We start from the raw sequence: 13,191 nt of genomic DNA, 5'->3' as shown, positions 1-13,191 counted from the left end.
TGTGGGAGGTCGGGCGGTCAGGCGCCGGTGGCGGGGTGGGCGACGGCGAGGACGGTGCCGTCCAGGCCGTCGGGCACGTGCTCGATCGTCGTGATGCCGCGCGCTGCGCGCAGGACGTCGTCGTGGAGCCGGGAGCGCAGCAGCACCTGCGGGCCACGGCCGTCCGGCGCGGCCTCGGCGCGTGCGAGCCAGGCGGCCGCGAACCGGCCGCCTGGGGCACAGTCGGCGCGGACGCCGGGGCGCGGTGCACCGTCCGGCCCGACGTCGTCGAGGACGATCCCGGTGGCGGGCGGTGCGGCCGGCGACCCGGTCGCAGATCGAGCGAGGGCGGCGAACGCCTCACCCGCGGGCTTCCGCCGACCGTCGTTCGTGAACAGCCCGAGGTCGTACTCGAGCTCGGGGAAGTCGGCGAGGGACCGGGCGACGTCGTGCGAGCACCACCACGTCACGCCGAGCACGTCCTGCGCCCCGAGGACGTGTCGGATGGTCTGCTCGGTGAAGGACGCGGCGTCGGCGGGCGGGACGACGTTCGTCGGGGCGCCGACCTCCTGCAACCAGTTCGACCGGTGCGGGTCCCGGTTCCAGGCCGCGGCGAGCTGCAGCAGGTACTCGCCGTGCCGCACCGAACCGGGTCCGAGGGCGCCGTGGAGCTGCGCCGCGCCGTTGAACACCCACGAGTGCGTGACCGTCGCGTCACCGTGGTCCGCCGCGTGCTCCGGGCCGAAGGGCTGCGCGTCGTCGTACCAGGCCGCGTCGTACTGCGCGACGGTGACCAGCGGGGCGGACCCGCGCCGTGCCTCCAGTCCGCGTCCCCCGTCCGTCCCCAGGCCCCGCCGGGCGGCGGCGACCATCGTCGCCGCCCATGCGTGCCCCTGCTCGGCGGTCACGCCGAAGGGCGCGGGGTGCGGTGCGTGCGCGAACTGGTTCACCTCGTTGCCGATCGTGATGCCGAGCAGGTTCGGCCGGTCAGCGACGGTCCGGGCGAGCGCCTCGACGTAGGCGGCGGTCGAGGCGACGACGTCCGGGTCGGTGAACAGGTTGCGGCGGTGCCAGGTGTCGAGCCAGGCCGGCACGAAGTCGAAGCTCGACAGGTGTCCCTGCAGGGCGTCGACGTTCACGTCGAGCCCGAACGACCCGGCGATGTCGACGACGGTCGCGACGTCGGCGAGCGCCCGCTGCCGGATCATCGTCCGGTTCGGCTGCACGACCGGCCACAGGGGGAAGATCCGCACGTGGTCCGCACCGAGCGACGCGATCTGCTCGAGGTCCCTGGCGGTGTCCGACGGCGAGAAGTCGAGCCACGAGTGGAACCACCCGACCGACGGCGTGTGGTTGACGCCGAAGCGCATCAGCCCTTCACCCCGCCCTCTTCCACTCCCTTGAAGAAGAAGCGCTGCAGGACGGCGAAGACCACGGCGATCGGGATGAAGGCGATCATCGTGCCGGCGGCGATCATCCGCTGGTCGGTGGCGAACGTGCCCTGCAGGTACTGCAGCCCCACGGTCAGCGTGAGGTTCTGCGGGGACTGCAGGACGATGAGCGGCCACAGGAAGTCGTCCCACGCCCCGATGAACGAGAAGATCGCGATCACGGCGATCGTGCCCTGCACGGCGGGCAGCGAGATGTACCGCAGGCGCTGCATCGCGTTCGCGCCGTCGACGACGGCCGCCTGGTCGATCTCCTCGGGGATCTGCCGGAACGCGTTGAACATGAGCAGGACGTTGAGCGCCGCGATCATCCCGGGCAGGGCGACGCCGACCAGGTTGTCGGCCAGGCCGAGGTCCTTCACGGTGACGAACTGGCTGATGATCGTGGCCTCGCCGGGGAGCACGAGCGTCGCGAGGAACAGGCCGAGCACGAGCTTCCGGAACCGCCACTGCAGTCGGGCCAGGGCGAAGCCGGCGAGCGTCGCGAACACGATGTTCCCGACGACGTCGATCGCGGCGACGAGCACCGAGTTGCCGATGTACCGCCAGACCGGGATCGCCGCCGCGACCTTGAGGTAGTTCTCGATCGTCGGCTCGGACGGGATGAACGACGGGTTCGCCGTGTAGATGTCCTCGCCGGCGCCCTTGAGCGACGTCGAGAGCTGCCAGAGGAACGGCCCGATCGTGATGAACAGCACGACGACGAGCAGGACGTAGCGGACGACCTTCTCGCGGGTGGACATGACGCCCCAGACCGCGCGGCGGCGACGCGGGGGCCGGGCCCGGCGTCCGTCCGTCGCGCCGGTCAGGTCCGGTGCGGGTACGGCTGCGCCCGCGGCGCCGCCGAGGGCCGGTTCGGTCGTGCTGGTCGTGTTCGTCACTTGTCGGCCTTGCTGTTCATGCGGGCGAGGGCGAGCATCGGCAGGAGCGTGACCACGAAGAGCAGCAGGCTCAGGGCGGACGCGTAGCCGAGGTTGCCGGTGAACCCGCGGGCGTACTGCTGGATGAGCATGACGAGCGAGTTGTCCTGCCCGCCCGGACCGCCGGTGCCGTTGGTGAGGATGTAGAGCTCGCTGAACACCCGGAGCGCACTGACGCAGACCAGGATCCCGACGAGCGTCATGGTGCCCCGGACCCCCGGGACCGTGACCGACCAGAACCGGCGCACCGCCCCGGCGCCGTCGAGCGCGGCGGCCTCGTGCAGGTCCTTGCCGACGTTCCCGAGTGCCGCCAGGAAGATGATCATGTAGTACCCGAGGCCCTTCCAGACGGTCAGGCTGATCGCGCTGAACAGCAGCAGCCACCGGTCGGTCAGGAACGGGATCGCGCCCTGCACGACGCCGAGCGCCTGCGCCATCTCGTTGACGACACCGCGGTCGTCGAGGATCCAGGTCCAGATGAGCCCGACCACGACCGCGCTCGCGATCACCGGCGTGTAGAACGCGGTCCGGAAGAACGCGATGCCGGGGAGCTTCTGCTGCACGAGCACCGCGATGAGCAGCGGGCCGATCGTCAGGAGCGGCAGGCAGACCGCCATGTAGACGACGCTGTTGAGCAGCGCCTCCCACACCTGTGGGTCGGCGAGCAGGGTCTCGAAGTTCCGGAAGCCCACCCACTGGCTCACGCCCCCCAGCGGGCTGGCGTTCGTGAACGACAACCGGACGGTGTTGATCGACGGCCACAGGCTGAACGCGAGGAGCCAGACGAGGGCCGGCAGGACGAGCAGCCAGGGCGTGAACCAGCGGTTGGCGCGCATCAGCCGTTGGCCAGGAGCGAGTTCATCTTGTCCTGCGCGGTCTGCAGGGCCTGCCCCGGCGCGACCTGCCCCTTCATGGCGAGGGCGATCTGCTGGTCGAGGAAGTCCGTCATCGCGGAGTTCGCCTCGACCGGGTTGAGCACCTTCGCCTGCTTCAGGGCCTCGTTCGCGAGGACGCGTGCCGTGCCGTTCACGGTGCCGTCGTCCTTCGAGAAGTACGGGTCGGACTGCGACGACGTGGTCGACGGGAAGATGTTCACCTGGTGGGCGAACGCCTCCTGGTTCTTCGCGTTCGTCATGAACTGCGCGAACGCCTCGGCCGTGGCGAGGTGCTTCGACTTGCTCGACACCGACAGGCCCTGCACGTACAGCGGCGGGGTGTCGAGCGCCGGGCTGACCACGACGTTGCCCTTGAGCGACGGGTTGTTCTTGATCATGTCCGAGAGCGCCGTCGCGCCGCCGGTCGTCCACGCGACCTTCTGCTGCGTGAACAGCGTCGAGTTGCCGAGGTAGTCGCTGTTCAGGACGGTCGAGGGCATGTAGCCGTCCTGGTACGCCTCCTTGTAGCGGTCGATCAGGTCGACGGCCTTCGACGAGTCGGCGAAGGTGAACTTCGTGCCGTCCGAGTTCAGCACCTTGACCCCGGCGAGCGTGAGGTCACCGAGTCCGGGCTTCCGGCTCATCAGGTAGTCGTCCGGGCAGTTGCTGTGCATCGTCCTGGCCTGCGTGAACAGCTCGTCGGTGGTCTTCGGCGGGTTGTCCGCGTCGAGGCCGCACTTGTCGAACATCGTCTTGTTCCAGTAGTCGACGTCCGTGTTGAGGTACCAGGGGTAGCCGTACGTGCCATCGAGCCCCTTGTACCGGTACGAGTCCAGTGCGCCGGCGACGTACGTGCTGCCGAGCTTGCTGTCGTCCTTCGACACGTCCTGCAGGAAGCCCCGCTTCGCGAGCGGCAGCGCGATGTCCGGCGGCAGGTTGACCACGTCGGGCAGGCTGTTCGACGACGCCTGGCTGAGCACCTTGTCGGCGTAGCCGTCGCCCGGCTGGTCCTGGAGCTTCACGGTCGCCTTCGGGTGCTCCTTCTCGAACGCCGAGATGACGCCCTGCAGGTAGTCCGTGTACGTCGGCGTGAGCGCCCACGTCTGCAGGGTGATCGTCCCGTCGATCGCCCCGCTCCCGCCGCCGCTCGCGCCGCTGCTGCCGCTCGAGCAGCCCGTCAGGACGAGGGCGGTCGCCGCCGCCGTCGCGAGCAGCGCTGCCGCGCGGCCCCTCGTCACCCGTGTGGTGGTCCTCATCGCAACCGACTCCTTCGTCATCGTGCTCAAGCGGTTCAGTTGGTGGTGCCGAACCGGCGTGTGGCTGCCACTGTTCATGACTAAAGCGCTATAGTCAACCCCGTGGCCAGCAGACGTCGCACGACCATCGCCGACATCGCCGCACGCGCCGGGGTGTCCATCAGCGCGGTGTCGTTCGCGCTCAACGACCGGCCGGGGGTGTCCGCCGAGACCCGCCGCCGCGTGCAGGAGATCGCCCGCGAACTCGACTGGCAACCGCACACCGCCGCCCGCGCCCTCGGTGGCGCCCGCGCCGGGTCGATCGGCTTCGTGCTGAACCGCCCGGCACGGACGCTCGGCACCGAGTCGTTCTTCGGCGACCTCATCTCGGGGATCCAGCTCGGGCTCGCCGGGACCCACGTCGGCATGACCCTGCTCGTCGCCCGGGACGCGGCCGAGGAGCTCACGACCTACCGCGACTGGTGGCGCGGGCACCGGGTGGACGGCGTCGTCGTGATCGACCCGCGTCGCGACGACGAGCGTCTGACCCTGCTCGCGGAGCTCGGCATGCCCACGGTGGTCGTCGGCTCGCACCCCTCGCCGGACGGCGCCGCCCCGAGCGTGTGGATCGACGACTCGGACGCGACGGACACCGTGCTGCGGTACCTGCACGCGCTCGGGCACCGGCGGATCGCGCACGTCTCCGGTCGGCCGGAGTTCGAGCACACGGCCATGCGGGTCGAGCGACTCCGGGCCTTCGCGGCGGACGCCGGGCTCGAGGACACCGTGTCGATCCCCACCGACTACTCCGCGGACGAGGGCGCCCGGGCCACCCGTGCACTGCTGTCCCGCGCGGTGCGACCGACGGCGATCGTGTACGACAACGACGTGCTCGCCGTCGCGGGTCTCGGTGTCGCGAGCGAGATGGGCGTCGCGGTGCCGGGGGCCGTGTCGATCGTGTCGTTCGACGACTCCGCGATGATCCGGCTCGTCCGTCCCGCGATCACCTCGCTGACGCGCGACACCGTCGAGCTCGGGCAGCGCGCCGCGGTGCTGCTGCGCGAGCAGATCGACGCCCCGGCTCCCCTGCCGTCCCGGCCCGGACCGTCGCTGACCCTGAGCGTGCGCGAGTCGACGGGCCGCGCGGCCACCTGACGCCGGTGACCCGGTGGCTGCGCTGCGCGCCCCGACACGCCCACGGCCCGGTCCGGGCGCGCAGCGTCCGCGTGGCGCACCCCGACACGCCCGCGGCCGAGTCGAGGTGCGCAGCGACCGCGCGGCGGACTTGACGCACGTTCGAACACACGTTCGAATACCGTCGTGGGACGGCGTCGCGAGAACCGGTGGCAGCCCCCGGAACACCCGGAGGTCGAGCGTCCGCGCGCCTACTCGCTGTCCGAGGAAGCGCGCGGGCCCGACGTCTGCCACGCGGTGACGCCCGTCCCGGTCTGGGCGTGGATCCAGTTCCCGACCTTCCACATCCGGGTCAAGGGCTTCGCGTCGAGCTGGACGCGGGACGCCGTGCACGTCGAGTGGGCGCAGTTCGGGCAGCAGGCCGACGCCTGGGTCTGGCGCTCAGCGGTCAAGCACCGCGCGCTGCGGACGGACCGCGCCGAACGGCATCCAGGGAACGCACCGCATTGACATCCGGACCCGATCCGAGGATCGTTCCGGGAACCCCGCCTCGCCGAACTACTCACCGATCAAGTGGTTCGACGGACGAACGACAGGAAGGAGGCCCACCGTGAACCAACGCGACGTGCCGTCCTGGGTCGCCCACGTGCTCACTCCGCCGGAGGTCATCGCCGCCTACGTCGAACGCCGGATCAACGACCCGGCGCTCCTGGCGGTCGAGCAGTCGGAACCCACCTACGCGGACTTCCTCAGCGCCGAGTAGTCGGCGGCCGACCCGGAGGCGGGTCGTGGCGCGTCCAGTGGTCGGGAACGGCCTGGAGGCGCGTCACGGCTCCGCCGGTCGGCTCGCCGCCGTCAGGGAACGGCTCGGCGGCGACGTCCCGACAGGGTCACCCCGATGCTCGCCGCGGTCACGCAGGCCAGCGCCACGACCTCCTGCACCGAGAGCGCCTCGCGCAGGACCAGGAGTCCCGCGAGCGCGGCGATCGCGGGACCGAGGCTCTGCAGCACGCCGAACACGCGGGTCACCATCCGGCGGAGCGCCGCCATCTCGAGCGCGTAGGGCAGCACGCTCGACAGCAGGGCGACGCCCGCGAAGACGAGCAGCAGCGTCGGGTCGTCGACCACACCGGCCGCGGCGGAGTGCAGTCCGAACGGGAGGGAGACGAGCATCGCGACGACCATCGACACCGCCAGGCCGTCGATGCCGGGGATCGCCGCCCCGACGCGCTGGTTCATCACGATGTAGCCGGCCCAGCACACCGCCGCCGCGACGGCTGCGGCGACGCCGGCAACCGCGGTCACGGCCGTCGGTCCGACGCCGAGCAGCACGACGCCGGCGAGCGCGAGCACGGCCCACGACACGTCCCGCCAGCGACGGGTGTGCGCGAGCGACAGGACGAGTGGCCCGAGGAACTCGATCGTCACCGCGACACCGATCGGGATGGTCGCGAACGCCACGTAGATGAAGACGTTCATGCCGCCGAGCGCCAGGCCGAGCAGGACCGCGGCCGTCCACTGCGCGCGGGTCCAGTGCCGCACGCGCGGGCGGACGACGAGCGCGAGCACGAGGGCGCCGATCACCAGGCGCAGGGTCGCGGCGCCGACCGAGCCGACCTCGTCGAAGCGCGTCTTGGCGATCGCGGCCCCGAGCTGCACGGACACCATCGCCGCGAGCGCCAGGAGCGGCGCGGGGACCCGCGTCGTCATCCGAGGTAGGCGAGGACGGCGAGGACGCGGCGGTGGTCCTCGCCGGTGTCCTCGAGCGCGAGCTTGCCGAAGATGCTCGTCACGTGCTTCTCGACCGCGCCGGTGCCGATGACGAGCGCTCGGGCGATGGCGGCGTTCGTGCGTCCCTCGGCCATCAGCCCGAGGACGTCGCGCTCCCGCGGGGTCAGCGCCTCGAGCGGGTTGCGTCGACGGCTCATGAGCTGCGTCACGACCTCGGGGTCGAGCACGGTGCCGCCGGCGGCGATGCGGCGCACGGCGTCGTCGATCTCCTCGAGCCGGGTGACGCGGTCCTTGAGCAGGTACCCGATGCCGGTGGCGCCGGCGGCGAGGACGTCCTCGGCGTACGTGGCCTCGACGTACTGCGACAGCAGCAGGACCCCGGTCTGCGGGGCGACCCGTCGGGTGACGACGGCGGCGCGGACGCCCTCGTCGGTGAAGGTCGGGGGCATCCGGACGTCCATCACGACGACGTCGGGGGCGGCATCCGGCAGCGTGGCGAGGAAGGAGTCGGCGTCGGCGTACTGCCCGACGACCTCGATGCCCGCCTCGTCGAGGACGCGGGCCAGTCCCTCGCGCAGGAGCACGGCGTCGTCGACGACGACGGCCCGGATGCGTGCTGCACCCGGGCCGTCGCTCATGCCGACCAGCCTAGTGGGAGCGTCGCCGCTCCCCTGCGGTCACCGGCGGACGGTCGGGACGCCGTTCAGCGCGCCGAGCGGGATCCGTGCGGTGGCCTCGGTCGGCCCGCCGTCGGGGCTGTTCACGATGAGTTCGCCGTCCAGGGCGCGCATGCGGCCGACCAACCCCTCGAGCCCGTGGCCCTCCTGCGGTCGGGCTCCCCCGCGGCCGTCGTCGGTGACGCTGACCGTGAGGTACCAGAGGCCGGACGCGTCGACGATCAGCCCGAGGTACACGCCGGCGGTCGAGGCGCCCGCGTGCTTCGTCGTGTTCGTCAGGAGCTCGCTCACCGTGAAGTACACGTTGCGCTGGATCTCCGTGGCGAGTTCGAGTCCCTCGGGCAGGCGGACGTCGAGCCCGACCGGGATCGGCGTGCGGGCGACCAGGGCCTCGAGCGCGGCGACGAGCCCGCGGTCGAGCAGGATCGGCGGCGCGAAGCCGCGGGACAGGGCGCGCAGCTCGTCGAGGGCGTCCTTTGCGTGCTCGCCGGCCTCGCCGATCAGCCGCTTGGCCTGCTCCGGGTCGCGGTCCATCGCACGCTCGGCGGCCGCGAGGTCCATGCGGAGCCGGACGAGGCGCTGCTGCGGGCCGTCGTGCAGGTCGCGCTCGATCTGGCGGAGCGCCTGCCCCTCGGCCGTGACCGCTCCGGCGCGGGAGGCCTGCAGCCCGGCGACGCGCTGCTCGAGCTGCTCGGCGCGGAACCCGCCGAGCAGGCCGAGGTCGATCCAGTAGTGCGCGAGGACCGAGCCGCGCGCCCAGAGCGGGAACAGCACCACGGACGCCGCCATCGACACGAGTCCGAGCAGGCCGAGGAGGAGCACCGGAGCGCCGCCGAGCCCGCTGTAGTAGTCAGCGGCGACCCGGTTGAGGAGCGCGATGCCACCGACCGCGATCGGCCACGTGAACCCGACGATCAAGAGCGCCCCGGCGCCGACCGTGCAGAGCGCCGCGAGCGGGTACACGACGACCGCGTGCAGCAGGTACAGCCAGTAGTGCGGGTTGGCGACCGCGGAGCCGGTCCGGGTCCACCAGTTCTGCTGCCAGCGCGGGGTCCAGTCGACCGGACGGATCGGCCGTGGGTCGGCCCAACCGATGCGGAGCTTCTCGAACTGGCCGACCCAGCGGGCGACGAACAGCGCGACGAAGAACATCAGGAGCACGAACGGGTTGAACAGGTCCCGGAAGCCGCCGCCCAGGATCGCCGCCGGGAAGGCCGCGTAGAGCGTGCAGAGCAGCACCGCCGTGAGCGCCATGTAGCCGAAGTCCCGAGGAAGGCGTCGCCACGCGTCCCGGTAGAACGCGCCGGCGGACATCCCCGAGCCGCCACCGCCGCCCGGCTGCCCCACCGCCGGCGTCGCCGACCACCCCGCGGGCGCTGTCTGTGGCTGTCCGGGCATGGGCTTGGTCGCTCCCTGCGGTGCGGTGTCGTCGAGCGGTGTCGTGTCGAGCGGGGTGGTGTCGCGCGCTGTCGTGTCGTCGAGCGGGACGGTGTCGGCCTGGTCGAGGCGGGCGGTGTCGGTCATGACTCGAGCCTCGCGGACCGCGGGTTCCCGTCCCATCCTGCCGTCTCCCGGACCCGTGGTGGGGTTGTCCCCCCCTCCCCGGTCCGGCCGCGGGTCTCAGACGAGCGCGGCGGCGACCTCGGGGGTCTCCTCGGGGACGGACCACGGGCGGTGGGTCATTCCGCTGTCGCCGCGCACCGACACGACCGCACCCGACTCGTCGCGCGTGAACGTCACGAGCTCGTCGATCGACCCGAAGCGGTTACCCGCAGCCATGCGCAGCGTGTCGGCGTCGACGACGTCGAGGCGGACCGGGGACTCGGTCGGCACGGGCTGCGTCGGGTCGATCGCGAGCAGCCGGTCACCGACGCGGGCGAAGTCGGTGATGCCCTCGAACGTCGTGAAGCGCCCGACGTAGCGGGAGGTGTCGACGTCGTCGGGCAGTGCCGGCCCCGCGGCGTGCTCGTCCGCGGCGGCGTCGAGCAGGTGCACGATCCCGTTCGTGAGCATCCCGGCGGGCCCGGTCGCGCTGCTCGTCAGCACGGACACGACGAGCGACGAGGCCGGGTCGAACACCGACTGGGTGATCTGGCCGGGGAAGCCGCCGGAGTGGCCGCGGACCTCGCGCCCGTTGATCCGGTCGACGATGAAGCCGGCACCGTAGCCGCGGGCGGCCGGATCGGTGTCGAGCGCGCTCCACGCCTTCCGCTGCGCGAGCCGCTTCGCGTGGTCGGAGAGCAGGTCGCCCCGGCCGGGGACGTGGGCGGAGAAGTACCGGACCAGGTCGGACGCGGTGCCGTGGAACCCGGTGGCCGCGGCGAGCGCCCCGGTCGTCACGTGCGGGACGCGCGTGCGGGTACGGGCGGTGTGCAGGCCGGTGTAGCCGACGACGAACGCGTCCTCGTGGGCGGGGTCGAACTCCGGACCGGTGTGGGCGAGGCCGAGCGGCTCGGTGATCGCCGCCCGGACGTGCTCGGCGTACGAGGTCCCGGTGACGGCCTCGACCACGAGCCCGAGCAGGCCGTAGCCCAGGTTCGAGTAGTTGAACGCCGAGCCGACCGGCACCTTGGCGCCGCCCTCGACGACGAGCGCGACGAGCTGCTCGGCGTCCGGGAACGGGTGCGCGAGTGCCCAGTGGTCGCCGTCGGCACCGTCCCGGACGACTCCGCCGCCCATCTCCATGAGCTCGCGCACCGTCGCGCCGGCGATCGGCGAGCCCGCGTCGACCAGGGCCGGCACGAACGAGCCGACGGTGTCGTCGAGCCGGAGCGCGCCCGCGTCGGCGAGCTGCAGCAGGGCGGTCGCGGTGAACGTCTTCGAGTGCGACGCGATGCGGAACCGGTCCGTCGTGGTCAGGCGACGACCGGCCTCGACGTCGGCGTACCCCCACGCCCCGGCGAACAGCTCCTCGCCCTCGAACCCGACGGCGACCTGCACCCCGGGGAGCCGGAGCTGCCACACCTTGTACCCGATCCACTCGCGGACGTAGGGCAGGACGGACTCGTACGCGGCGCGCTTCTCCATGCCGACCAGCCTGGCATGTGCCACGCTCGTCGGATGCGGCACACACCCCGGTTCCTGATGACCGACGTCGACGAGGTCAAGCGCGTGGTCGCCGAGCACCCGTGGGCGACGATCGTGTCGCACACCGCGGCGGGCACGGTCGCCTCGCACTACCCCGTGCTGCTCGAGACGCCGGGGCCCGACGACGACCCGGACGCGATCGTGCTCGTGACGCACGTCGGCCGTCCGGACGAGGTCGCGCACGAGCTCGGCCAGCACGAGGTCCTCGTCGTGTTCCAGGGCCCGCACGGCTACGTCTCCCCCGGTTGGTACCCGCCGGAGCAGTTCGTCCCGACCTGGAACCACGTGACCGCGCACCTGTGGGGCACGCCGGAGATCCTGTCCGACGACGAGAACTTCCGCGTGCTCGGCGAGCTCGTCGACCACTTCGAACGGGTGATGCCCGAGCCGGTCTCGCTCGACGTCGACCCGGACACCGCCCGACGGATCGCGCAGGGCACGGTCGGCGTCCGGATCCGGGTCACCCGCTTCGATGCCCGCGCCAAGCTCTCGCAGAACAAGGCGCCGGACGTGGTCGCCCGGATCGTCGAGGAACTCCGCGGGGACGGCCCGTACGCGTCGCCGGCGCTCGCCGACGAGATGGACCGGGTGCGCGCGGAGCGCGCGGACGGACTGGAGGCACAGTGACCGACCTCCTGCTCCGCACCGTCCGACGGGTGGGCACCTCGGGCGCCCCCGCCGACGTCCGGATCGTCGACGGGCGGGTCACCGCGGTCGCGCCGGCCGGCACGCTCGACGCGGCCGGCCCCGACACCGACGTCGTCCACACCGGCGGCGCCTGGCTCGGTCCGGGCCTCGTCGACCACCACGTGCACTTCGACCAGTGGGCCCTCGTCCGGCGACGCGTCGACGTGTCCGGCTGCGCCTCCGCGGAGGCGACCGCCGACCTGCTCGCCGAGGTCCTGCGCACCGGTCCCGTCGACGGGGTGCTCGTCGGGCACGGCTACCGGGACGGCCTCTGGCCCCGCCCTGCGCGACGCGAGCTGATCGACCGGGCCGCACCGCGCCTCCCGGCCGTCGTCATCAGCGGCGACCTGCACGCCGTCTGGTGCAACGCGCTCGCCCTCGAGCGGTTCTCCGCCGAGGTGGGCCGCCCGCTCATGGCGGGCGACGACGGGGTGCTGCGCGAGCAGGACGCGTTCGACGTGACGGCCGCGCTCTCCCGCGTCCCCGACGCGGTCCTCGACGGCTACGTCACGGACGCCGTCGAGGCGGCCGCGGCCCGCGGCGTGACGCGCATCGTCGACCTGGAGATGCGGTTCGGACTCGACCGCTGGACCCGGCGGGTGCACGCCGGGACGGACGGCCTGCGCGTCGCGTCCGGGGTGTACCCGGACGAGCTCGACGACGTGGTCGCGAGGGGCCTGCGAACCGGGGACGTCGTCCCGGGCACCCGCGGCCTGCTCACCATGGGGCCGTTCAAGGTCATCACCGACGGGTCGCTCGGCACGCGCACGGCCGCGACCGCCGACGGCGAGGGGGTGCTGGCCCACGCGTTCGACGACCTCGTGGCCATGGTCCGCCGCGCGGTCGACGCCGGGCTCGTCCCCGCCGTGCACGCGATCGGCGACCGGGCGAACACCCTCGCGCTCGACGTGTTCGAGGCGGTCGGCACGCGCGGGTCGATCGAGCACGCGCAGCTCCTCGACGGGACCGACCTCGAGCGGTTCGCGCGACTCGGCGTGGTCGCGTCCGTGCAGCCGGAGCACGCGATGGACGACCGGGACATCGCGGACCGGCACTGGGCGGGGGTCACCGACCGGGCGTTCCCGTTCGCGGCGCTCGAGCGGGCCGGGGCGACGCTGCGGCTCGGCTCGGACGCGCCCGTCGCGCCGCTCGACCCGTGGGTCGGGATGGCGGCCGCCGTCGGACGCGACCGCGGTGGTCGGGAGCCGTGGCACCCGGAGCAGCGGATGTCGGCGCTCGCCGCGTGGCGGGGGTCGACGGACGGCCGGGTCTCGGTCGCGGTCGGCGACGTCGCGGACCTGGTGCTGCTGCCCGCCGACCCGCTCGCGGTGGCGACGACCGAACCGTCGGACCTGCTCCGGTCGATGCCGGTGCTGGCGACCGCGATCGCGGGGCGGTTCACGCACCGCTCGGCGTGA

At 72.6% G+C, this 13,191-nt stretch carries 13 protein-coding genes; 5 read left to right on the top strand and 8 right to left on the bottom strand.

All coding sequences use genetic code 11. From position 1 onward, the window contains the following. Positions 1-17 precede the first annotated feature (17 nt). From DEU32_RS01695 to DEU32_RS01680, 4 genes are read right to left on the bottom strand one after another with little or no spacing between them, the layout of a single operon-like run. Positions 18-1,349, bottom strand: coding sequence for a glycosyl hydrolase (locus DEU32_RS01695; protein ID WP_114849054.1), 1,332 nt, complete (start codon positions 1,347-1,349; stop codon positions 18-20). Next, entirely contained in the window at positions 1,349-2,308 is a 960-nt protein-coding gene (locus DEU32_RS01690; protein WP_114849053.1) for a carbohydrate ABC transporter permease, read from the bottom strand. Before DEU32_RS01690 ends, DEU32_RS01695 begins: the two co-directional genes overlap by 1 nt. Next, positions 2,305-3,183 carry a carbohydrate ABC transporter permease gene (locus DEU32_RS01685; protein ID WP_058740421.1) on the bottom strand — a complete coding sequence of 293 codons (879 nt, stop codon included), beginning with the start codon at positions 3,181-3,183 and terminating at the stop codon, positions 2,305-2,307. The genes DEU32_RS01690 and DEU32_RS01685 overlap by 4 nt, the downstream gene beginning before the upstream one ends. Then, positions 3,183-4,478, bottom strand: a complete 1,296-nt coding sequence (locus tag DEU32_RS01680) for a sugar ABC transporter substrate-binding protein (RefSeq protein ID WP_114849193.1) — start codon at positions 4,476-4,478, stop codon at positions 3,183-3,185. The genes DEU32_RS01685 and DEU32_RS01680 overlap by 1 nt, the downstream gene beginning before the upstream one ends. Before the next feature lie 102 nt (positions 4,479-4,580). On the opposite strand from DEU32_RS01680, the gene DEU32_RS01675 reads away from it, so the two are divergent. From DEU32_RS01675 to DEU32_RS17015, 3 genes are all read left to right on the top strand, one after another. Then, positions 4,581-5,612 carry a LacI family DNA-binding transcriptional regulator gene (locus DEU32_RS01675; protein ID WP_114849052.1) on the top strand — a complete coding sequence of 344 codons (1,032 nt, stop codon included), beginning with the start codon at positions 4,581-4,583 and terminating at the stop codon, positions 5,610-5,612. 165 nt (positions 5,613-5,777) lie between these two features. After that, on the top strand, positions 5,778-6,101 hold the full coding sequence (locus tag DEU32_RS01670) for a hypothetical protein (protein ID WP_058740424.1): 324 nt from the start codon (positions 5,778-5,780) through the stop codon (positions 6,099-6,101). A 100-nt stretch (positions 6,102-6,201) separates the two neighbouring features. After that, the gene (locus DEU32_RS17015; RefSeq protein WP_174778623.1) at positions 6,202-6,354 is read left to right on the top strand and encodes a hypothetical protein; all 153 of its coding nucleotides are present in this window, start codon (positions 6,202-6,204) and stop codon (positions 6,352-6,354) included. Between the two features lie 92 nt (positions 6,355-6,446). On the opposite strand, the gene DEU32_RS01665 is transcribed toward DEU32_RS17015, so the two are convergent. From DEU32_RS01665 to DEU32_RS01650, 4 genes are all read right to left on the bottom strand, one after another. Continuing rightward, positions 6,447-7,301 (bottom strand): DMT family transporter, encoded by an 855-nt coding sequence (locus DEU32_RS01665; RefSeq protein ID WP_114849051.1) that lies wholly within the window; start codon positions 7,299-7,301, stop codon positions 6,447-6,449. Beyond that, entirely contained in the window at positions 7,298-7,960 is a 663-nt protein-coding gene (locus DEU32_RS01660) for a response regulator transcription factor (RefSeq protein ID WP_058740426.1), read from the bottom strand. Before DEU32_RS01660 ends, DEU32_RS01665 begins: the two co-directional genes overlap by 4 nt. 39 nt (positions 7,961-7,999) lie before the next feature. Beyond that, positions 8,000-9,523: a sensor histidine kinase gene (locus tag DEU32_RS01655; RefSeq protein ID WP_114849050.1), complete on the bottom strand. Its 1,524-nt coding sequence runs from the start codon at positions 9,521-9,523 to the stop codon at positions 8,000-8,002. Positions 9,524-9,619: 96 nt separating this feature from the next. Then, positions 9,620-11,026, bottom strand: a complete 1,407-nt coding sequence (locus DEU32_RS01650) for a serine hydrolase (protein ID WP_114849049.1) — start codon at positions 11,024-11,026, stop codon at positions 9,620-9,622. A 33-nt stretch (positions 11,027-11,059) separates the two neighbouring features. On the opposite strand from DEU32_RS01650, the gene DEU32_RS01645 reads away from it, so the two are divergent. After that, positions 11,060-11,713 carry an FMN-binding negative transcriptional regulator gene (locus DEU32_RS01645; protein ID WP_114849048.1) on the top strand — a complete coding sequence of 218 codons (654 nt, stop codon included), beginning with the start codon at positions 11,060-11,062 and terminating at the stop codon, positions 11,711-11,713. Beyond that, positions 11,710-13,191 (top strand): amidohydrolase, encoded by a 1,482-nt coding sequence (locus DEU32_RS01640; protein WP_114849047.1) that lies wholly within the window; start codon positions 11,710-11,712, stop codon positions 13,189-13,191. Before DEU32_RS01645 ends, DEU32_RS01640 begins: the two co-directional genes overlap by 4 nt.

It is taken from the genome of Curtobacterium sp. AG1037 (assembly GCF_003349855.1).
GTDB classification, from domain to species: domain Bacteria; phylum Actinomycetota; class Actinomycetes; order Actinomycetales; family Microbacteriaceae; genus Curtobacterium; species Curtobacterium citreum.
This window is presented reverse-complemented; position numbering and strand designations above follow the sequence as displayed.

Coding starts and splice junctions, on each gene's coding strand:
- DEU32_RS01695 (WP_114849054.1), bottom strand. CDS start 1,349: ATGCGCTTCGGCGTCAACCACACGCCGTCGGTCGGGTGGTTCCACTCG.
- DEU32_RS01685 (WP_058740421.1), bottom strand. CDS start 3,183: ATGCGCGCCAACCGCTGGTTCACGCCCTGGCTGCTCGTCCTGCCGGCC.
- DEU32_RS01680 (WP_114849193.1), bottom strand. CDS start 4,478: ATGAGGACCACCACACGGGTGACGAGGGGCCGCGCGGCAGCGCTGCTC.
- DEU32_RS01665 (WP_114849051.1), bottom strand. CDS start 7,301: ATGACGACGCGGGTCCCCGCGCCGCTCCTGGCGCTCGCGGCGATGGTG.
- DEU32_RS01660 (WP_058740426.1), bottom strand. CDS start 7,960: ATGAGCGACGGCCCGGGTGCAGCACGCATCCGGGCCGTCGTCGTCGAC.
- DEU32_RS01655 (WP_114849050.1), bottom strand. CDS start 9,523: ATGACCGACACCGCCCGCCTCGACCAGGCCGACACCGTCCCGCTCGAC.
- DEU32_RS01650 (WP_114849049.1), bottom strand. CDS start 11,026: ATGGAGAAGCGCGCCGCGTACGAGTCCGTCCTGCCCTACGTCCGCGAG.
- DEU32_RS01645 (WP_114849048.1), top strand. CDS start 11,060: ATGCGGCACACACCCCGGTTCCTGATGACCGACGTCGACGAGGTCAAG.